The organism is Paraburkholderia sp. 40, assembly GCF_050434105.1.
In the GTDB taxonomy this organism is placed as follows: domain Bacteria; phylum Pseudomonadota; class Gammaproteobacteria; order Burkholderiales; family Burkholderiaceae; genus Paraburkholderia; species Paraburkholderia tuberum.
Genome location: NZ_JBNPVY010000004.1, coordinates 1752585 through 1771662, shown reverse-complemented (window position 1 = coordinate 1771662; position 19078 = coordinate 1752585). Strand labels below are relative to the sequence as shown.

Below are 19078 nucleotides of genomic sequence, written 5' to 3'. Positions count from 1 at the left end.
CCACCGGAACACAACTGATCTTCCTGGTCCGCCTTCTTCGGGTTCGGTATATCTACAGCCTTGGTTTGGACCTTCCCTTGTTTCCCTTATGGTTAGCGCGTTCTGACCTGGCGAAGTGGCACAAAAGTCCCCATAAGAAGGTGCCAAACGCTGAGATATCGGCATGCATGCGCGACGCCAACTGCTATTCTTCAGACACGGCGACTCACGCGTCTCCGGTCGGCTCCGCGGGTCGTTGGTGGCCATTCCGCATGCATGCGGAAAGGGGGCTGTATGTCACGTCCAGAACAACTTCGGTCCGCGCGATGCGCACCCCATCGTCAACAGTCAAACCGACGCCTCTGGCTCGCCATTGGCATTTCGCTGGCTGGGCTGTCCCTGACACCCGTGGCGTTCGCGGCGGGCAGCCTTCCGCAGGGCGGCCGTTACGTCGCCGGCACGGGCACGATAGCGGGCGCGGGCAACAGCCTCGTGATCACCCAACCTGGTTCGACCCGCGGGGTAATCGACTGGAACAGCTTTTCGGTCGGCGGGAACAACAGCGTTAGGTTCGACAACGGCACGGGCGCAACCTTGAACAGGGTCACGGGCGGCTCGCCGTCGGCCATCCTCGGCAGACTCGGTGCAACCGGCAGCGTGTATGTGATCAATCCGCAGGGCATCGTCGTGGGGCCATCGGGCGTGATCAGCACGGGAGGCCGTTTCGTCGCGTCTACGCTCGATGTCTGCAACTGTGCGTTCATGAAGGGTGGCGCGCTCACGCTGTCGGGAGATTCGAATGCGAGCGTGATCAACCTCGGCAAAATCAGTTCGAGCGGCGGCGATGTCTTCCTGATCGCGCGACAGGCGGTCGTCAACGCGGGCACTATCAAAGCGCCTGCCGGCACGGTGGAACTGGCGGCAGGCGGTCAGGTGCTGTTGCAGGACTCGACCAGCAGCAGACAGGTTTTCGTGCAGACGGGCAGCGATGGTTTGGTCGTCAACGGGGGACGCATCGCAGCCGCCCAGATCAGCCTCCAGGCCGCCGATGGCAACGTGTATGCGCTCGCCGGCGGTGGCGCGCGCATCCGCGCGACGGGCACGGCGAACCGCGACGGACATGTGTGGCTCGTCGCCGACAGCGGCCGGGTCGAGCAGTCGGGCGTGATCACGGCCAGGAACGCGGACGGCAGCGGCGGAACGGTCGATACACAAGCGGCACAACTGACGTTCGGCAAGCACGCGGTGGTCGATGCAGGCCAATGGAATCTCTCGACGCCCGCTCTCACCATCGATGATGTCGCAGCGCATGCGTTGCAGCGCAGTCTGAACGCGGGCACTTCGGTCGACGTGACCACGACGGGCGCGAACGGTGCAACGGGCGACCTCGGCGTCGCGTCGAGCCTGCGCTGGTCCGGTCCGGCTTCGCTCACGCTTGCCGCGTACCACGATGTCTCGGTAGCGACGGGTACGACCATCGCGAACTCCGGTGCGGGCAACCTGACGTTGCGCGCCGACGCGTCGGGAATTGACAACGGTGGCAGCGTCATCAACAACGGCACGATCGACTGGTCGAAGAGTACGGGCGTCGTCAGCGCGCTCTACGATATGAACGGTAGTTACAGCCCCGGCACGCTTGTCGCCAATCCGGTATGGAGCGCACCGCTTTACAGCGGGCTCGTGACACAGATAACTGGTTATCAACTCGTCAATTCGGTCACGGACTTGCAGAATGTCGCGAACAACATGGCCGGCAACTACGCACTCGGCAAGGACATCGATGGAAGCAATTTCGCGTTCGTAACACTCGGTGTTCCTCCCCCTGAGGTTCCGATTATGTTCACCGGCCAGTTCGACGGTATGTGGCATACGATTTCCAACGTCGTGCCGAGCCGTCTCGCGATATTTGGTGATATTGGCGCAACCGGTGTCGTGCGCGACGTGAACGTCAACTCGAACGTGAGCCTCACGGCTCCCTTTGAAACCTTACCCCTCGGCGCCGGGATACTGGCCTTTTATAACTACGGAACGATCGCCAACGTCTTTACCTCCGGGGCCTTTGGCACAGTGGTCAGCAATGCATACACCGAGATCGCCGGACTTGTCGCTGAGAACGACGGGCTGATCGCGCGCTCGGGCAGCAGCGCAACCCTCCAGGGGGGTCATGCCGCCGGGCTGGCCCTCACTAACGGAGGCACGATCACTGAGTCATACACAACCGGATCAGTCACCGGAGTAGGTTCCCCCCTCTCCGCGGGAGGACTCGTGTTGAGCAACGAAAGTGTAAGGTACGGCGTGGGACACGGAGGAACGCTCACACCAGGAACGATCACTCAGTCTTTCGTTGCGGGTCCCGTGAGTTCGGGCACGACCGGCAGTTCGACCACGACCGGCGGCATCTGCGCACCCACCGGTTGCGCTGGCATCATCGGGAGCGACGTTTACTGGAACGTACAGACAACCGGACAGTCGTCGAGCGGCGGCAACCTGCCAGCGTCGAACGGGCTCACTACGGCCCAGATGAGCGACCCGGCCAGTTTTGTTGGCTGGGATTTCGGGCCGAACGGCGCATGGACGATGCCGCCCGGAGCGACGCACCCCGTTCTGACCTGGCAAGTCACCGGGCACTGAACCTTAGGCACCGTACCGACGCTTGCATGAGCGTCTGCCGCGTCGCGGGACGCGGCAGACAGATTTTTCGCGAGTTTCGCCCTGCCGTGGTCGTTCTTCCCGGCGGATGACATGCACCGATTCACGCAGAGCGTACGACCGAAAGCCGTCTTGCTACCCGTACGCATGGCCGGGAATCGCGAACGTTCGTTGGCGAAGCACATCCGGCCAACGATCCGCCTGACACCGATCAATTGGAAGGCCGATATACTCTGCGAACCGCCATTCAGTCGGCGACAGCCCGAGCGGCCGAGAAGGGTCGAGAAGGAGCGTTCGACTTCCTGGCTTGCGGCCGTCCGCCGCAAACTTGAATTATGGCCCTGCCATGCATCGCTGCCTCGTGTGGCAGCAGAGTGGATTCCGCCATTTCGGAGCGGGAAGCCGATATATCGGTTAGTCATCACGCGGTCGCACTGATTCGACCTGAGGGCTGCCGCCGGCTCGCGCGTGTGCGATACCTGTAAGGTCACGAGGCCCAACAAGGCGCAAAACGGATTCGCGATGAGGTACCGCGATCCGAGCCCACACCCATTCCAACTCGGCGCAGTCCCGTTCCCGATTTCGACATGCAAAATTTTTTGAAATTTCTTTACCTGTCTTTGGCCACGAATCGTATGGGACCCATTTTCAAAGCGATTTTTGGTGTGCCGGGGGCAGAAATTCATCAATAGCACGGTGCCGAGAGAATGCTTTTCGACAATCCTTTCAGTGCTGGAATCGCTGCAATCACCCGCTGAAAACCACATCAGACGAGTATCAAAGCGGATTGAACTACCTGCCATGAAATCTTCCGCTGAACCGGGAGGCTTCGCCGGACTGCCCCGAAGCAGCCCACCCGATGGAAACGGATGTCTGGCTCTGGCCCTCGCCTCACATGACGTCAGAAAACGACCGTTTCCTAACATGTTCAGCAATCAACTCACTCCATGTTGGAAAAATAGCCTTTTTCATTGCTAACGGTCCGCAATATTCTGACGGTGATTTCTAACAGTTTTCACCGGAATCACAATGGCAACGTTCGGTTATGGCCGCGTCAGCACACGCGAGCAGTCCACGGAAAACCAGCGCCTCGAAATTGAAGGGGCGGGCTACGCGGTCGATTGCTGGTTTGCCGACACCATCAGCGGGAAGACCAGCGCCAGCCAGCGCCCGCAATTTGCCGCCCTGCTGGCGAAGATTCGCGATGGCGAAACGCTCGTTGTCTCGAAGCTCGACCGGCTCGGGCGGGATGCGCAGGACGTGGGCGCGACGGTCGAGTTGCTGCGCGCACGCAAAATGGCCGTGATCGTTCTACAGCTCGGCAAGCTCGACCTCGCCTCGCCCGCTGGAAAGATGATGCTCACCATGCTCGCGGCGGTCGCCGAGATGGAGCGTGACCTGCTGGTCGAGCTCACGCAGGCGGGACTGGCCCGCGCGAAGGACGAGGACAAGACACTCGGCCGCCCGGCGAAGACGACGCCCGAGCAGCGCGCGGAGATAGTCGGTACGGCCGAGGCGAAAGTATCAGCTCGCTGGCCCGGCTGTACTCGATCTCGCGCGCCAGTATCTTGACCGTCGTGAATCAGGCCTGATTGGTGCACGCAAAAAACGCAAAAGCCGAATTTGCGGTTTTTTTGTAAAGTAGGACCCAAAACGCAAAAGACGCACCCCCTATAGGGGTGCGTCGTTTTGCGTCCGCTGATTTGTGGCTTCTGGTCGAATTGTTTTCGGGTAGCGTGTTGATCCGCTATTACCCAAATGACCCATGACAGAACGCTACATCTACCGCTGCGCCGCATGCGGCAATACGGCCGAGATCGATTTTCCCGATGGCGAGGCGACGACGCATCCCAAGTGCTGTGGCGTGCCGGTCCCGCCTACACGGGACACCGGCCCGCTGTTTTGGCTCCAAGGTGGCGATAGCGCGCCCTTGTGGGTCGAGCCGCCACGCCCCCCCTTCGAGCCTAGGCAGTCGCTGTACGAGTGGCAGTGGCTGTACGAGTTGATAGACGGCGCAAACCTGCTTAAGACGGGCAAAGTGGTTCTTTCACCGAAAGCCGCAGTGGCGCTGTGCGGTGGCGATCATAGGGAAGCCGACCCACTGTCCGCTGTCAAGGCGGCGATTAGAGACGCGCATGCAACCCTGATCGATCGGTTCGAGAGCGCCGACCCCAAGGTCGATCGGACACTTGCGGACTGGTGGGCCATCGCCAAGGCGAAGGGCCTTGACTACCACCCGCATTTCGACGCCATGATGCTTGCGAACGGGTTTGGGCAGGGGAGCGACAAAGCCGCCGTAACCGATCCAGCGAAACCGATACCCGTGCGCCAGCAGCAAGAGGAGGCGATCTTGCTGGAGATCGCCGCACTTAAATACACGGCCACAGCGCTTCCCCAAAACCCGGATGGAAAACCAGGGGTAAGGGCCGAGGTCAGGAAAAGATTACCTAGGTTCACCGGCAGCATGTTTGAGAAAGCCTGGCAGAGGCTGCTCGACGACAAGCGGATCGCTTATAAGACGTGCGGCGACCCTGCCCCCTAACCCTACCCCAAAATGGAGTAGGGGAGACACTTGCGAAGGGGGAGGGTGCGCAGGTTCCAATCGGTTCTCCATTCAACAAAAAGGGAAACCGATGAACCTGAAAACGCCTGCCCACTCTCTCACCACCGCCGAACTCGCGGCGTGGCTGAACCTTCGCCCGCAGACCATCCGCAAACGCTATAGCGCGACCGGCAGCTATTTCGGGGTGGTCCCTAAGAAGGGACCTAATCGTCTTTTGCTGTGGCCCGCCGATTCTGTCGAGCAACTGGCGGGAGATGCGTAATGCCGAATGAATCCATCCAAAGATGGGATGACGCCATCGACGAGGCCGAGTGCTACCTGTTCCATGGTCTGAAGGCCATTAAGAAAGCATTGGCCGAGGAGGGTTTGAAAGAGGCCGACACCGGCGCTGCACTGGCGGCGTTCATGCTCGTTGCGCAGCGCGCACACGATCGCATGGAAGATAAAGCAAAGGGTGCGGCGAAGCGTGCAGGAGTCTAAAACCGACTTCTATCCCGGTTTCCCCTCACACTAAAGAAAACCCCGGACCAGCTGTTCATAGCAGCCTCCGGGGCGGTAAGTATAACTAAATAATAACATGATATCGCACCAACCCACTCAGGTACATCAGCCTATGGTGATGGCACCCCGCCCGATCATCGCATCTCTCGGCCAAGGCAACCGTGGCGCTATCACCAAAAAGGGAACGCTGGACTTTGCCACGCTGACGGCCCTCGCCTCAAAGCCGCAGCAGAATCCCATGCCGCATAGCGACTTCATGGCCCTCGATACCGCAACGAAGAGCAAGGCCAAAGCCGGCGATCCGTTCGTCGCGTTCGCATCTTTCAAAGACAACAAGCGCGACGGTGCGTCCTTCGAGTACGGCTCGGCAATCCCGCTCGACTTTGACCGCGGTTGCGCAGAATTATACGCCGCGCTTGTGCGCGGCGATGTGCTCGCCCTCTTTGCCTATTTATGGCATACGACCCGCTCCCATACGCAGGAGCACCCTCGCATCCGTGTGATTGTTCCTGTCGGACGTAATTTTTCGCGTGCCGAACACCGCCCGCTGGTTGAAGCCATCGCCGCATATTTCCCCGCGCCGCTTGACCGTGGCTCGTTGGAAGCTGAGCGCATCATGTATCGACCCGTGCAAAACCAGGGCGCTGAGTTCAAGTGCGGCGCGCATGCTGGCGACGGCTACCTGAACCCGGACTATTACCTGGCGAACGTCGATCCCGAAGTGTTGAAGCAGATAGCAACGCGCGGGGCGCTGGCAGTCGTGGACGACGACTTTAGCGCGTTGGAGTTTAAACACCCCGACCCGCGCTGGACCCTTGAGCGTGTCAAAGACGAGCTGCTCTCGTATCTCGACCCGAATTCCGATGAATGGGGTCGGGCACGCTGGTTGAAGTTGGGCATGATCCTGCATCACCAAGGTGATGGCGACGACGAGTGGTGCGGGCTGTGGGATGCCTGGTCCTCGAACGACGAGCGCGTGAATGCGGACGGCGTTTTGATGTACCAGCCGGGCTTGTGCGAAAAGGAATGGGAGAGCTTTGGCGACCGGCGAGACGCCGTGACGATTGGAACTCTCAAGCATTGGGTGAAGGAAGTGCGGGCGGTGGCGGAGAAAGACAGTCAGAACGCCGACGAGCCGGAGCCCATGCAGAAATCTCCGGCGAAGCGCTTTGAGTTGCGCTCTGCTGCCGACCTAGCGAATATGCCGCCGCTGGAGTGGATGCTGCGCGGGGTGCTGCCGCGCGAAGGCATTGCCGCGCTGTTCGGCCCCCCCGGCTGCGGCAAGTCCTTTCTGGCGCTCGCCATTGCCGCCGCCGTGGCGGGCGGCGACCCTGACTGGTCCGGACGCCGCATCACCCAATGCCCGGTGGTGTACTGCGCCTTGGAAGGGGAGGCGGGCATGGGCAAACGCGTCAAGGCGTGGGCGCTGCACCATGGAAAGCCGTTGCCTCATGACCTGCGTTTCGTGACCGAATCGTTCGACCTGCGCAAACGGGCGGACCTCGTCGAGCTTGCCGAGGCGATCCGCAACGCTGGCGGCGCTGGGGGGCTGGTGGTGCTCGACACGCTGAACCGCGCCGCGCCAGGAGCCGACGAGAACTCGTCCGTGGATATGGGCAACATCATCGCGGCCGCCAAGATGTTGCAGGCGTGGCTTGGCGGCCTGGTGCTGCTGGTGCATCACACCGGCAAGGACGCGACGAAGGGACTGCGGGGGCATTCGAGCCTGCTCGCAGCGCTCGATTCCGCCATTGAGGTGACTGACCGGCGAGAGTGGGTCATCGCCAAGTCCAAGGATGATGAAACCGGCGGCGTGCATGCCTTTGCGCTGCGCGTCGTGGCGCTGGGCGACGATGAGTACAGCGATCCGATCACGAGCTGCGTTGTCGAGTCCGACAGCACCATGCAGGAAGTGCGCCGCCCCAAGCCTCAAGGGACGAAGCAGACCCTCGTCCACGACGCCCTGAAGCAGTTGCTGCGCGAATCGATGGACCACGGCAAAGAGGGCTCGCCGGAGGATTGTCCGTGCGTCGAACTGGAAGCCGCCATCACTGCCGCCAGCGCGGCGCTCATCGACGAAGATCTGAAGCGCCGTCGCACCACTGCCAAGCGGGCAATCGAGGCGATGGCGTCGCGTCGCCTGTATCAGGTCAAAAACAACTGGCTGTGGGCTGCTTGAGCATGGACGCAAAAGACGCAAAAAAGCGAATTTGCGTGTTTTGTGTCCATCTCGGTCAGTTAAGAAGCACGTTCGAGCGACCGCCTTCATTCCCGTTTGAGACAGTCATACATCTATCGAAAGTGGCGTGCGGCCGGCGCGCCCGATTCGCTAGCGTCTTTGTCGGCTCGACTCAGGTCCCACGGCCACCAAAAGCTTGCACAGTTTCGTAAGTCCGAAAAAGCGGGGCATCCAACAGACGTAAGTGTCGCTGAAGTGGCATAACGAAGACGCTTGGAAGTGAGGCCAACGAGAAGGGAGGGGGAGAATGAAAAGCGTGGCGATCGCAATGTTGTCAGGTTTGTTTGGCCTCTTCATCGCCAAAGTTCTCATAGAGCAGGTTTTTGGCCCCGATCCAGTCTTGCTCAGAACCATCGGCATCGTGTGGGTTCTCGCGATGGTTGGGGTGATTCGGGCTCTGAAGTGGCGGGCTTAATCCTGTATGCAAAGCCGTTAAGACGGGTAAAAAATGATTTACCAAGAGGAATACTTATGAAGCCGATTCTAATGTCAGCAACTGTGGCGCTGCTTGCTGTAATTCAACCCGCCTATGCTCAAAACGTACAGATGGCTCCCAATGGCACTTATGTTGGCGGTACCCCACAGATGGCTCCCAGTGGGTCTTATGTCGGCGGCATTCCGCACATGGCACCCGATGGCTCATATGTCGGCGGCGCTCCGCACATGGCACCCGATGGGTCTTACGTTGGGACCAGTGATTAGAGTCGAATTCGAGCCGCGCTATAACGCGGGGCGCTCCGGCGCCCCGAATTCTCCAATTCAGTTCTCTAGCAATCGCTGACCAGATTCGAGTGGCCAACCGCTTCGATCTTTGAGGCTTTCGCGAGCATCGGAGCGAATGTACAACGAGGAATTACAGCAACAATACGCTAACACGCCCGCATGGCTTAAGGAGACTAGATAAATGAAAACGATTATCGTAATAACGCTTGCCTCAGTCCTCGCTGGTTGCAGCGGCATGGGCGGCGCCATGTTCGCTGGCGCCCTTCAAGGACTCGGCGATGCCGGTCAGCAGGCCCTGCGCCAATGATCTGGCGGGCGCTCCCGTCCCAAGTAGTGGCACTGTATCGCGGTCGCCGCCCTACAAGGCAGTGGAACATTTTTTCGTTCCGGTAACGGATTTTGGGCGAGGGCCATGTCGGGCCCGCCACGCGGCCTGGTGCCCGGCGCGTTCGAACCGCATCACTCCATCAGGCGCATCTGCCCGCGCGCCTCGAGCTGCTGCTGCTCGGGCACCTTGGCCTTGCGGCGCTTGCGCGGCCCTTCGCGCAGACACATGACCATCACCGTTCTGGCCTCATCGTCGGTACACGCGAATCCATCCGGTCGCGTCACCGTGATCGTGTATTCGTCGTTCAGGTCGGCCGGCGCCTGCCGCGCTTTACCGGGTAGTTCGAGAAAGATTTTGGGCATCATGGTAAGTGCCTTTGCCTGAGTTGGCGCGCACGGCGATCGAATGTCGAACCGCACGGTGGTCGCGCGGCGTGAAGAACACGCGCATCGCCGGCAGCGAGTGGACGAGCCGCCAAGTTGCCAGTCGACCGATCGCCATCGTGATCGGTGGCTTGACGACGTTTAACCTGAGTGCTGGCCGCACCGTCGCACTTCTTCCCCTGCGTCGTGCTGCGGGTTTCTCGGTGTCTGATCGACACTGCGCGCCCTTCCACGACGAAAGTGTCTGCCGGACGTTTTCACCGAACTAGGCGTTTGCCAACATTCAAGCACTGCTGACTACCTCTGCGCGCCGAATCTTGCCGACACCGTGACGGCCACGCTCATCGTAGTCACACCACGACACGCAGACCGACAACCACATCGTCGACCCGGAATTGAATCCCGGCCTGCCCTAGGACCCATGCCTCGATCTTATCGTGCCACATGCGAAGCAGGTCGAGCGGCCGGCGGCGGTAGTGCTTTTCGGCAATCGCGCTCGGCTTGTGGCCTTGGATCTGAGCAACAACGCCGACTGGGCATTCTACCCATTCGCTCAATGTCCCGAACGAGCGGCGCAGGCCGTGCAAGCTCACATGAGGTAGGCCCGCAGCGGCGAGTGCCTGATTGTGCGCGTATCGCGGCTCGGCAATCTTGCCGTCAGCGGCGGTCTTGCTGGCGAACACCCAAGGCGACGGTTGCCATTTTCCGCCGCGCCCCTGCAAGCGACGTAGCTGCCGGACGTTGGGCGGCGTGTCGTTTATCCGCTTCAGTTCGCGGAGTAGTGATGCGAGGTATGGCGTCAGCGGGATGACGCGCGAACCCTCAACCTTGTCGGCGATGGACAGGGAGCGCCACTTAAAATCAACGTCGTGCCATTTCAGCGCGGCCATTTCCTCACGCCGCGCGCCAGTGATGAGCAGCGCTTGCAGGTATGCGCAGATAATCGGATTGCCAATCTTGCGCACAGCATCAAACCACGCCGGTAGCTGCTCGCGCTGCAAACAGTCGTCCCTTGCGTTGGTGCGCGGCACCGCCTCACGGACTGAGCGCGCGTTATAGACGTTCTGCGCAGCGATGCCGGAATACTCCGGTCGGTCGTCACACCAGCGAATAAATGCCCGCAGCTTGCGGTAAGACTGCTCGGCGTTGGTCGGGCGGTTTTGCGCCTCGGCTTCAAGCCATGCAGCTATCGTCTCGGCGGTCAGGCTCGATAGCTTCAGGCGCATAAGCGGCGCAAGCGGCCCCGGCACCGTCAACCCCGCCCCCCGGCGTTTCTCCGCGCCGCCAGCGTGAGCCAGATTTTCATGATCCTTATAGTGGCGCTCGCTCCACTTGGCCCGGCTCGCGTCAAGATATGCTCGCCAAGCATCGCCTACCGTCGCGTCCTGACGGCGCGATTCGAGCCTGCGGGCCTCATGGGCGGCGCGCTGTTCTGCCTTTTCTTCGCGTGGGTCTATGTGTCGGTCCAAGAGAGCCTTGAGCCGCGCAGCCTCTTGCCGCGCACCCAGGCGCTCTATCTTTTTGCCGGTCGGATCGATCGTGACGTACGACTCAATGGGCCACGCATCAGGTGCGCCAATCGTGATGCGCAACGTCTTGCCGAACAAGCGGCCCTCATAGATGTACGCCTTCCGCCCGGATGCCGTAACGCGAAGCCCCAGCCCTTGCTGCTTCCGGTCCCAAAAGATGGTTTGTTGCCGCCCCGGATCGCACTGGTGGCCCGCCACTCGCTCGGGCGTGAAGTTCTCTTTTTTCATCAGATTTCCTACATGGATGTGCCGTGTAGGCACTGTGTAGGCAAATAATACGGTAATCAATCAATTTTTATCAACACGGTTGAATGCAGGTATTTGCCTAAAGACCTTATCTGACAGGGTTTTGTGGCTTTTCATGGAAACGGATCAATGCCGATAAATGCCAGAACGTTCGGCCTTCTAAGCCGAGGGTGGGGGGTTCGAGTCCCTCCTGCCGTACCAGAATCATCGAAGGGTTACAGGCGTCACGCCTGTAACCCTTTTTGTTTTTGTGCAATGTTGCGCGCCCGGTGGCTGCCAGGTTGTCGCGTGTTCGTACGGCTCGCTTCGGGTGTTTCCCGACTCAGGAAATCGCGCGCGGCGCCGTTAATTCAACAGAACTGTGTGACGCGCCGCGATGGAGGAACCAGCGTGAACCGACTTAGCCTCAACACCAAACTCTGGCTCGCGCTGCTGATTACGTGGCTCGGCCTGCTCGGCCTCGGCGGCTGGGCCGCATGGCAGTCGCGCGCGACGATGCTGGCCGAGCGCAAGTCGGCGGTGCAGAACGTCGTGGAAAGCGCGTACGGCATCGTCGCCGACTACGCGCAGCGCGCCGACCAGCACGAGCTGACGCCCGAACAGGCGCGGCAGCAGGCGCTGGCGCGGCTGTCCGCGATCCGCTACCCCGGCAGCGGCTACATGATCGTGTCGACTGCCAGGCCGGTCGTGATCATGCATCCGATGCTCGCCGATCTGCGCAACAAGGACGTGTCGCACTACGCGGACAGCGACGGCAAGCTGCTGTTCGTCGAAATGGTCAAGGTCGCGCAGGCGCACGGGCAGGGCTTCGTCGATTACATGGGCCGCCTCGCCGGCAACAACGAGCGCGTGCCGAAGATCAGCTTCGTCAAGCGCTTTGCCGCGTGGGACTGGTTTCTGATTTCGGGTGTCTACGTCAACGACATCGACGCGGCGTTCCGCGCCAACCTGCTGCGCTATCTGCTGACGATCCTCGTGATCGGCAGCTTCAGCACCCTCGCGCTTGTGCTGATCATCCGCAACGTGAAGCGCAGTCTCGGCGGCGAGCCCGCCTATGCGGCGAGCGTCGCGGAGACGATCGCCGACGGCGATCTGTCGTGCCCGGTCACACTGGCCGGCGACGATCAGGAAAGCATGCTGTTCGCGATGCAGCGCATGCAAAGCCGCCTCGCCGACGCGATCCGGCGCATTCGCGGCGGCACCGAAACGATCACGGTCGCGGCCGAAGAGATCGCCGCGGGCAATCTTGATCTGTCGGCGCGGACGGAACAGCAGGCGTCGTCGCTCGGCGAAACGGCCGCGAGCATGGAGCAGCTGACGGCGACCGTCAAGCAGAACGCCGACAACGCGCTGCAGGCCAACCGCATGGCGCGCTCGGCGTCGCAGCTCGCGGGCGAGGGCGGCGAGGCCGTGCAGCACGTCGTCGCGAACATGCAAAGCATCGCGGCGAGCTCGGCGCGGGTGGTCGATATCATCGGCGTGATCGAAAGCATCGCGTTTCAGACCAACATCCTCGCGCTGAACGCGGCCGTCGAAGCCGCGCGCGCCGGCGAGGAGGGCCGCGGCTTCGCGGTCGTCGCGGGCGAGGTGCGCAACCTCGCGCGCCGCAGCGCCGACGCGGCCAAGGAGATCAAGACGTTGATCGAGGATTCGGTCGCGCGCGTCGGCAGCGGCAAGACGCTCGTCGAGAAGGCGGGCGGCACGATGGAGTCGCTCGTCGATGCGGTGAAGGGCGTGACCGACATCATCAGCGAGATTTCCGCCGCGTCCGACGAGCAGAGCCGCGGCATCGAGCAGGTCAATCTCGCGATCGCGCAGATGGACGAGACCACGCAGCAGAACGCGGCGATGGTCGAACAGGCGGCGGCCGCCGCGCAGTCGATGCAGGAGCAGGCGCAGATGCTGCGCGACGTCGTCAACACGTTCCGCCTGCAGGGGACGGCCGCCGCGCGTTGATGGCCGCGGCGATGGCGCGCTGCCTGCCGAAGTGTGCATGCTATGCTTTTGAGGTCAGGATCAAAAGCCGCCGTGCGCCCGTGCGCGCCGTGCACACTTCGAGGAGAGTCCTACATGTCGACGCGAACCCGTGTGCTGTTCCACCTCAGTGCCGCGAGCCTCCTGCTCGGCGCGGCGATCGGCGCGCAAGCTGCGAACCTTGGCTTTCTGAGCGACACGCCGATCACCTATATGAGACAGCGTGACAACGACTCGATCAAGCATGCGGTCATGAGCGCGCTCAATGACAGGAAGGACGGCGAGAGCTTCACGTGGGTCAACGACGGCACCGGCAATAGCGTGAAGATCGACGCGACCATTTCGATGGACAGCACCTCGACCAAAGGCGGACGCACCTGCCGCATCCTCGGGGTCGTACTCAATGCGAAAGGGCAATCGATGAACCTGCGTCCGAACTTCTGCAAGGAAGGTGGCGCCTGGCAGCTGCAGAAGCGTTGAGCATGCGTGAGCGCGGCGCGAGAGGTGCATGCAGTGAGGCTGCGCGATGAGCCCGCGAATCGTCTCGTGCGGGATCGTGCTGCTCGATCCCGACGGACGCGTGCTGCTCGCGCACGCCACCGAAACGACGCACTGGGACATCCCGAAAGGCCAGTGCGAGGACGGCGAGGCGCCGCAGGTGACGGCGCTGCGCGAGATGGTCGAGGAAACCGGCATCGCGCTCGAGGCCGATCGGCTGAAGGATCTCGGCCTGTTCGTCTACCGGCGCGACAAGGACCTGCATCTGTTCGCGGCGCGCGCGGGTGTCGGCGAGCTCGATCTGAGCACGTGCACCTGCACGTCGCTGTTTCCGCGCCGCTCGGACGGCACGCTGATCCCCGAAATGGACGACTACCGTTGGGCGTCGATCGAAGAGGTGCCGCGCTATGCGAGCCGTAGTCTGACGCGGCTCTTCGAGACGACGCTGTCGCTCACGGAGTTGCACCGGTCGCTATAGACGGCGCACGCCGCCTTCAATCGAGCGCGTGGTCGTTCGGATGCGCGAACAACGCGCGGTTCTGCTCGGACAGCGGGAAATTGACGTTGATGCCATGCGGCGGAATCGGCTGCGTGAACCACTGCCGATACAGACGCTCGGCGTCGCCGGACGTCTGCGAGCGCACGATCACGCGATTCACGAGCGCGCGGAACGGCTCGTCGCCCTTGCGGAACATGCACGCATAAACCTCGTAGCCAAGCGGCGTGCCCGTCACGATGAAATCGTCGGGATGCGGGTCGGTCGCCTTGAAACCGTAGACGATCGGCTCGTCCATCACGAACGCCACCGCGTGACCGTCCTTCATCGCGTTGAAGGCGTCCTGATGGTCGCGCACGCTCATGATGCGCATGTTCAGCTGCTTGTCGGTGTTGAGGCTGCGCAGCAGGCGCTCGTCGGACGTGCCCGCGGTCGTCACGACCGGCTTGCCGGCCAGATCGGGGAAATCGGTGATGCCGCTGTTCCTGCGCGTGATCATGCGCACCGCGTACTGGAAAATGCTGTCTGAAAACGCGGCGACGTTCTCGCGCTCGACCGTGTGCGTGGTCGAGCCGCATTCGAGATCGATCTGGTTGTTCAGCAGCATCGGCGTGCGGTTCGACGACGTCACCGTGATTTCGTGAACCCGCAGCTGCGCCATGCCGAGCGTTTTCCTGATTTCATCGACGATCTGCATCGCGATCGCCTGCGAGTAGCCGACCGTGCGCTTGCCGTCGAAGTACGAGAACGGGATCGACGCCTCTCGCACGCCGAGCACGACGACGCCGTCGTCGTGGATCTTTCTCAGCGTGCCGGTCAGTTCATCCGCGCGGGCGGGGCCGGCGAACGCGAGCGCGCCCCAGGCGGCCAGCGTAAGCAGCACGCTGTGCATGCCGCGTAGCAGACGCGGGAAGCGTGAGCCGCACGCGTTCCGTGCGACGCGAACCCTACCTTCAGACCCTTCCCCGTGGCGGTCTGCAACCTTCATCGGACCTCCCGGACCGGCGCGCTCAGGCGAGCGCGCAGTGAGTGTCGATCGAAACATCCGGCAACCCGGATGGGCCCGCAACGCCGGGCCCTCGCTGGCGCGGTCTCAGGCCGGCTTGCCCCAACTGTCGCGCAGACTGACGATGCGGTTGAATACGGGCTTACCCGGCTTCGAATCGACGCGGTCGGCGACGAAGTAGCCGTGGCGCTCGAACTGGTAGCGCTGCTCCGGCAGCGCATGGCGCGCGCCGGTTTCGAGGTAGGCCTGGACCACGCGCTTCGAGTCCGGATTCAGCGCTTCGAGGAAGTCGCGGCCGCCGGCGTCCGGTTGCGGTTCCTTGAACAGCCGGTCGTAGATGCGCACTTCGGCAGGGCACGCGGCCGCCGCGCTGACCCAGTGGATGTTGCCCTTGACCTTGTAATTGTTCGCGCCTTCGGTGCCCGATTTGCTGTCCGGGAAGTAGTTGCAGTGCACCGCGACGATATTGCCGTTCTCGTCCTTGTCCGCGTGCGTGCATTCGATCACGTAGCCGTAGCGCAGCCGCACCTTGTTGCCCGGGAACAGGCGGAAGTAGCCCTTCGGCGGCGTCTCCGTGAAGTCCTCGCGCTCGATCCACAACTCGCGCGAAATCGGAAACTCGCGCAGGCCCTGTTCCGGATGATGCGGATGCACCGGTGCGTGGCACGGCTCGGTGAGGCGTTCGGGGAAGTTGTCGATGATCAGCTTGACCGGATCGAGCACGGCGGCAATGCGCGGCGCCTTCTCGTCGAGATCGTCGCGCAGCGCGCCTTCGAACACGCTCATGTCGATCCACGAGTCGACCTTGGTCACGCCGATGCGCTCGCAGAACAGCTGGATCGACTCGGGCGTGAAGCCACGCCGGCGCAAGCCGACGATGGTCGGCATGCGTGGGTCGTCCCAGCCTTCCACATGGCCTTCGTTGACGAGTTGCAGCAGCTTGCGCTTGCTGGTGATCGCATAGGTCAGGTTCAGGCGCGAAAACTCGATTTGCTGCGGCAGCGGACGCCCGAAGACACCGGCCTCGGCGAGTTCGTTCAGGATCCAGTCGTACAGTGGGCGGTGATCTTCGAACTCGAGCGTGCACAGCGAATGCGTGATGTTTTCGAGCGCGTCCGAGATGCAGTGCGTGTAGTCGTACATCGGGTACACGCACCAGGCGTCGCCCGTACGGTAGTGATGCGCGAAGCGGATGCGGTAGATGACCGGGTCGCGCATGTTGAAGTTCGGCGACGACATGTCGATCTTCGCGCGCAGCACGTGCTCGCCTTCCTTGAACTCGCCCGCCTTCATGCGGCGGAACAGGTCGAGGTTTTCCGCGACCGAACGCTCGCGGAAGCGCGACGGCGTGCCGACTTCGGTGGCCGAGCCGCGGTTCGCGCGGATTTCCTCGGCCGACTGGCTATCCACGTACGCGCGGCCGCGCTGGATCAGCAGCTCCGCGAACTCGTATAGCTTGTCGTAGTAGTCGCTCGCGAAGTACAGATGCTCGGTGCGGTCCTTTTCCCATTCGAAGCCGAGCCAACGCACGGAGTCGATGATCGACTCGACGTACTCGACGCTTTCCTTTTCCGGATTGGTGTCGTCGAAGCGCAGATGGCACACGCCGCCGTAGCTGCGCGCGATGCCGAAGTTCAGGCAGATGCTCTTTGCGTGACCGATGTGCAGATAGCCGTTCGGCTCCGGCGGGAAGCGCGTTTCGACACGCTGGTTCCATTTGCCGGTGCGGTTGTCGTCGTCGATGATGTTGCGGATGAAATTGGATGCCGCGGGCGCGTCGTTGCGTTCGGTATTCATGCGAGAAGATGAGAGTCCGTGGGGGCGCGCAATGCGCCCGTGTAGCCGTCAATTCTACCTGACGAGCCCGTTCGCGGCAGGTGGTTGCGGCGCGCAGCCAACGGCGGAGTGGGTTTGGCGCGGCTGCCGGAGTCAGGGAAGCCGGCGCGCGGGGCTGTAACAGGAGGTAAAACGGGTTGGCGACGCGCGACGCGCCGACTTAGGATGCGCTGCTGCGCGCGGCCCGCGCGCCTGTGCTGGGCCTTCGCGCGGGGCGGGCTTGCCCGAGCCGTCCACGCTGTCCTTCATCTTCCTGCACGAGGCTGCGCTGCTCGTGCGCCATGCTCGCCTCGTTGCCGGAGTTTTCTCGGATGTTTGTCCCGACGCACGGCGCGTTTCGCGCGCCCTTTGCCCGCGCTTTGGCTAGCGCCCGATTTTCTTGCCGTAACCGTCGTGTGCTCGCTTCGGCCTGGTTTGCCGCGCTTGCCGTGAACGTGGCCGCGCCGCTGTCCGCCGCCGCGAAAACACCGGCGCCGAAGCCGGCGCTCGATGCGTCGGCAGTCGCCGCGCCGGATAGCTACAGCGCTGACACCGCGCAGCAGATCTTCGCCGCAGGCGGCAACGCGGTCGATGCCGCGGTTGCGATGGCCTTCACGCTCGCCGTCACGCGGCCCGATGCGGGCAACCTCGGCGGCGGCGGTTTCATGACGCTGCTGGTTGACGGCAAGCCGTATTTTCTCGACTATCGCGAGCGCGCACCGCAGCAGGCGACCCGCGACATGTACCTCGACGACAAGGGCAACGTGGCGCCGGGCATGAGCACGGTCGGGCATCGCGCGGCGGCCGTGCCGGGCACTGTCGATGGCATGTGGGAAGCGCAGCGGCGCTTCGGCAAGCTCAAATGGAAGCAGGTGCTCGCGCCCGCGATCCGTTACGCGACCGACGGCTTCCAGGTCGACCCGCGGCTGCGGCAGCGACGCGACGCGGCCGCGAAGAGTTTCGCCGGCAAGACCAATTTCGACGCCTACTTCGCGAACCTGAAGGCGGGCGCGATGCTGCGCCAACCGGAACTCGCGCAGACGCTGGGGCGGATCGCGAGCGACGGCGGCCGCGAGTTTTACGAGGGCCGCACCGCTCAAATGATCGCCGCGCAGATGTACGGCCACGGCCTGATCACGAGCCAGGATCTGAGCCAGTACAAGGCCCTGTGGCGCGAGCCGCTCGCGGCCGACTGGCACGGCTACCGCGTGATCACCGCGCCGCCGCCGAGCTCGGGCGGCCTCGGGCTGATCCAGATGCTGAAGATGCGGGCCGATCTGCAGCCAGCGTTCGACGGCCTTGCGTTGAATTCAGCGCCGTACATCCATCTGATCGCGCAGATCGAGGATCGCGTGTTCGCGGACCGGCAGCGCCATATCGGCGACCCGGACGCATCGCCGGTGCCGGTCGCGAAGCTGATCGACGACGCCTACCTCGCGCAGCGCGCGGCCGAAGTCAAAGCCGACGAAGCGCCGGCCGCCGCGACGGTGAAACCCGGTGTCGACGGCGGCGCGGCGACGGAGAAGACGCAAACCACGCATTTCTCGGTGGTCGACAAATGGGGCAACGCGGTGTCGAACACCTACACGCTGAACGGCGATTTCGGCTCGGGCGTCGTGGTGGACGGCGGCGGGTTCCTGCTGAACGATGCGATGGACGATTTCGTGATCAAGCCAGCCGTCGCTGGCGCGACGGGCGCGTCGACACCCGGCGCCGCCGATGCCGAGCCGGATGCGATCGCGCCGGGCCGCCGCCCGATTTCGTCGATGACGCCCACGCTGCTGCTGAAGGACGGCAAGATCGCGCTAGCGATCGGCACGCCCGGCGGCTCTCGCATCCTGACGACGATCTTCCAGGTGATGACGAATCTGTACGACTTCGACATGTCACCGACGGACGCGCTCGCCGCGATGCGTTTCCATCATCAGCTGCTGCCGCAAAAGACGATCTACTTCGAGCCGTACCGTCCCGCGCCGGATGAGCTCGCCACGCAATTGAAGGCGCTCGGCTTTACGGTCGAGCAGCAGTCGTTCAACGGCGACGTGCAGATGATCCGCGTGGACGGCACGACACCCGAGCCCGCGAGCGATCCCCGTGGTGGCGGCGTGGCACGCGTAATACGGTAGACGGCCCGCCGCGCTATCCCGCG

15 protein-coding genes and 1 pseudogene are annotated in these 19078 nt (G+C 62.7%); 12 read left to right on the top strand and 4 right to left on the bottom strand.

Features of this window, described 5'->3' with window-relative positions; genetic code table 11:
* Nucleotides 1–273 precede the first annotated feature (273 nt).
* The 8 genes and pseudogenes from OKW28_RS29815 (at nucleotide 274) to OKW28_RS29780 (ending at nucleotide 8961) form a co-directional block, all read left to right on the top strand.
* Nucleotides 274–2610 (top strand): filamentous hemagglutinin N-terminal domain-containing protein, encoded by a 2337-nt coding sequence (locus OKW28_RS29815; protein WP_429450945.1) that lies wholly within the window; start codon nucleotides 274–276, stop codon nucleotides 2608–2610.
* 1047 nt (nucleotides 2611–3657) lie between these two features.
* Nucleotides 3658–4220 (top strand): annotated as a pseudogene (locus OKW28_RS29810) (recombinase family protein).
* Nucleotides 4221–4393: 173 nt separating this feature from the next.
* On the top strand, nucleotides 4394–5170 hold the full coding sequence (locus tag OKW28_RS29805; RefSeq protein WP_429450943.1) for a hypothetical protein: 777 nt from the start codon (nucleotides 4394–4396) through the stop codon (nucleotides 5168–5170).
* Nucleotides 5171–5261: 91 nt separating this feature from the next.
* Complete coding sequence (locus OKW28_RS29800; RefSeq protein WP_429450941.1) at nucleotides 5262–5453, top strand: DNA-binding protein; 192 nt, start codon at nucleotides 5262–5264, stop codon at nucleotides 5451–5453.
* Nucleotides 5453–5671, top strand: a complete 219-nt coding sequence (locus OKW28_RS29795; RefSeq protein WP_429450940.1) for a hypothetical protein — start codon at nucleotides 5453–5455, stop codon at nucleotides 5669–5671. The genes OKW28_RS29800 and OKW28_RS29795 overlap by 1 nt, the downstream gene beginning before the upstream one ends.
* 133 nt (nucleotides 5672–5804) lie before the next feature.
* Complete coding sequence (locus OKW28_RS29790) at nucleotides 5805–7871, top strand: AAA family ATPase (RefSeq protein WP_429450938.1); 2067 nt, start codon at nucleotides 5805–5807, stop codon at nucleotides 7869–7871.
* A gap of 307 nt (nucleotides 7872–8178) precedes the next feature.
* Nucleotides 8179–8346: a hypothetical protein gene (locus OKW28_RS29785; protein WP_429450936.1), complete on the top strand. Its 168-nt coding sequence runs from the start codon at nucleotides 8179–8181 to the stop codon at nucleotides 8344–8346.
* A 489-nt stretch (nucleotides 8347–8835) separates the two neighbouring features.
* Nucleotides 8836–8961: a hypothetical protein gene (locus OKW28_RS29780; RefSeq protein ID WP_429450934.1), complete on the top strand. Its 126-nt coding sequence runs from the start codon at nucleotides 8836–8838 to the stop codon at nucleotides 8959–8961.
* A 152-nt stretch (nucleotides 8962–9113) separates the two neighbouring features.
* On the opposite strand, the gene OKW28_RS29775 is transcribed toward OKW28_RS29780, so the two are convergent.
* Together OKW28_RS29775 and OKW28_RS29770 are read right to left on the bottom strand one after the other, a co-directional pair.
* Nucleotides 9114–9347, bottom strand: a complete 234-nt coding sequence (locus tag OKW28_RS29775) for a hypothetical protein (RefSeq protein ID WP_429450932.1) — start codon at nucleotides 9345–9347, stop codon at nucleotides 9114–9116.
* Between the two features lie 368 nt (nucleotides 9348–9715).
* Nucleotides 9716–11122 (bottom strand): tyrosine-type recombinase/integrase, encoded by a 1407-nt coding sequence (locus tag OKW28_RS29770; RefSeq protein WP_429450930.1) that lies wholly within the window; start codon nucleotides 11120–11122, stop codon nucleotides 9716–9718.
* 408 nt (nucleotides 11123–11530) lie between these two features.
* Here OKW28_RS29770 and OKW28_RS29765 point away from each other — a divergent pair, with 408 nt between their 5' ends.
* The 3 genes from OKW28_RS29765 (at nucleotide 11531) to OKW28_RS29755 (ending at nucleotide 14090) form a co-directional block, all read left to right on the top strand.
* Nucleotides 11531–13096 (top strand): methyl-accepting chemotaxis protein, encoded by a 1566-nt coding sequence (locus OKW28_RS29765; RefSeq protein WP_429450928.1) that lies wholly within the window; start codon nucleotides 11531–11533, stop codon nucleotides 13094–13096.
* 114 nt (nucleotides 13097–13210) lie between these two features.
* Complete coding sequence (locus tag OKW28_RS29760; RefSeq protein WP_429450926.1) at nucleotides 13211–13594, top strand: hypothetical protein; 384 nt, start codon at nucleotides 13211–13213, stop codon at nucleotides 13592–13594.
* 46 nt (nucleotides 13595–13640) lie between these two features.
* Entirely contained in the window at nucleotides 13641–14090 is a 450-nt protein-coding gene (locus OKW28_RS29755) for an NUDIX hydrolase (RefSeq protein WP_429450924.1), read from the top strand.
* Between the two features lie 16 nt (nucleotides 14091–14106).
* Here the strand turns inward: OKW28_RS29755 and OKW28_RS29750 are convergent, their stop codons facing one another.
* Nucleotides 14107–15096 (bottom strand): transporter substrate-binding domain-containing protein, encoded by a 990-nt coding sequence (locus OKW28_RS29750; RefSeq protein WP_429450922.1) that lies wholly within the window; start codon nucleotides 15094–15096, stop codon nucleotides 14107–14109.
* 105 nt (nucleotides 15097–15201) lie between these two features.
* Entirely contained in the window at nucleotides 15202–16911 is a 1710-nt protein-coding gene (locus tag OKW28_RS29745) for a glutamine--tRNA ligase/YqeY domain fusion protein (protein WP_429450920.1), read from the bottom strand.
* Between the two features lie 350 nt (nucleotides 16912–17261).
* Between OKW28_RS29745 and ggt the strand changes: the two genes are divergently transcribed.
* Nucleotides 17262–19055: a gamma-glutamyltransferase gene (ggt, locus tag OKW28_RS29740; protein WP_429450918.1), complete on the top strand. Its 1794-nt coding sequence runs from the start codon at nucleotides 17262–17264 to the stop codon at nucleotides 19053–19055.
* The last annotated feature ends 23 nt before the right edge of the window (nucleotides 19056–19078 follow it).

Excerpts from the sequence above, each read along its gene's own strand:
- OKW28_RS29800 (WP_429450941.1), top strand. The coding sequence starts at position 5,262 with ATGAACCTGAAAACGCCTGCCCACTCTCTCACCACCGCCGAACTCGCG.
- OKW28_RS29790 (WP_429450938.1), top strand. The coding sequence starts at position 5,805 with ATGGTGATGGCACCCCGCCCGATCATCGCATCTCTCGGCCAAGGCAAC.
- OKW28_RS29770 (WP_429450930.1), bottom strand. The coding sequence starts at position 11,122 with ATGAAAAAAGAGAACTTCACGCCCGAGCGAGTGGCGGGCCACCAGTGC.
- OKW28_RS29775 (WP_429450932.1), bottom strand. The coding sequence starts at position 9,347 with ATGATGCCCAAAATCTTTCTCGAACTACCCGGTAAAGCGCGGCAGGCG.
- OKW28_RS29760 (WP_429450926.1), top strand. The coding sequence starts at position 13,211 with ATGTCGACGCGAACCCGTGTGCTGTTCCACCTCAGTGCCGCGAGCCTC.
- OKW28_RS29785 (WP_429450936.1), top strand. The coding sequence starts at position 8,179 with ATGAAAAGCGTGGCGATCGCAATGTTGTCAGGTTTGTTTGGCCTCTTC.
- OKW28_RS29750 (WP_429450922.1), bottom strand. The coding sequence starts at position 15,096 with ATGAAGGTTGCAGACCGCCACGGGGAAGGGTCTGAAGGTAGGGTTCGC.
- OKW28_RS29780 (WP_429450934.1), top strand. The coding sequence starts at position 8,836 with ATGAAAACGATTATCGTAATAACGCTTGCCTCAGTCCTCGCTGGTTGC.
- OKW28_RS29745 (WP_429450920.1), bottom strand. The coding sequence starts at position 16,911 with ATGAATACCGAACGCAACGACGCGCCCGCGGCATCCAATTTCATCCGC.
- OKW28_RS29805 (WP_429450943.1), top strand. The coding sequence starts at position 4,394 with ATGACAGAACGCTACATCTACCGCTGCGCCGCATGCGGCAATACGGCC.
- OKW28_RS29755 (WP_429450924.1), top strand. The coding sequence starts at position 13,641 with ATGAGCCCGCGAATCGTCTCGTGCGGGATCGTGCTGCTCGATCCCGAC.
- OKW28_RS29795 (WP_429450940.1), top strand. The coding sequence starts at position 5,453 with ATGCCGAATGAATCCATCCAAAGATGGGATGACGCCATCGACGAGGCC.
- OKW28_RS29815 (WP_429450945.1), top strand. The coding sequence starts at position 274 with ATGTCACGTCCAGAACAACTTCGGTCCGCGCGATGCGCACCCCATCGT.
- ggt (WP_429450918.1), top strand. The coding sequence starts at position 17,262 with ATGTTTGTCCCGACGCACGGCGCGTTTCGCGCGCCCTTTGCCCGCGCT.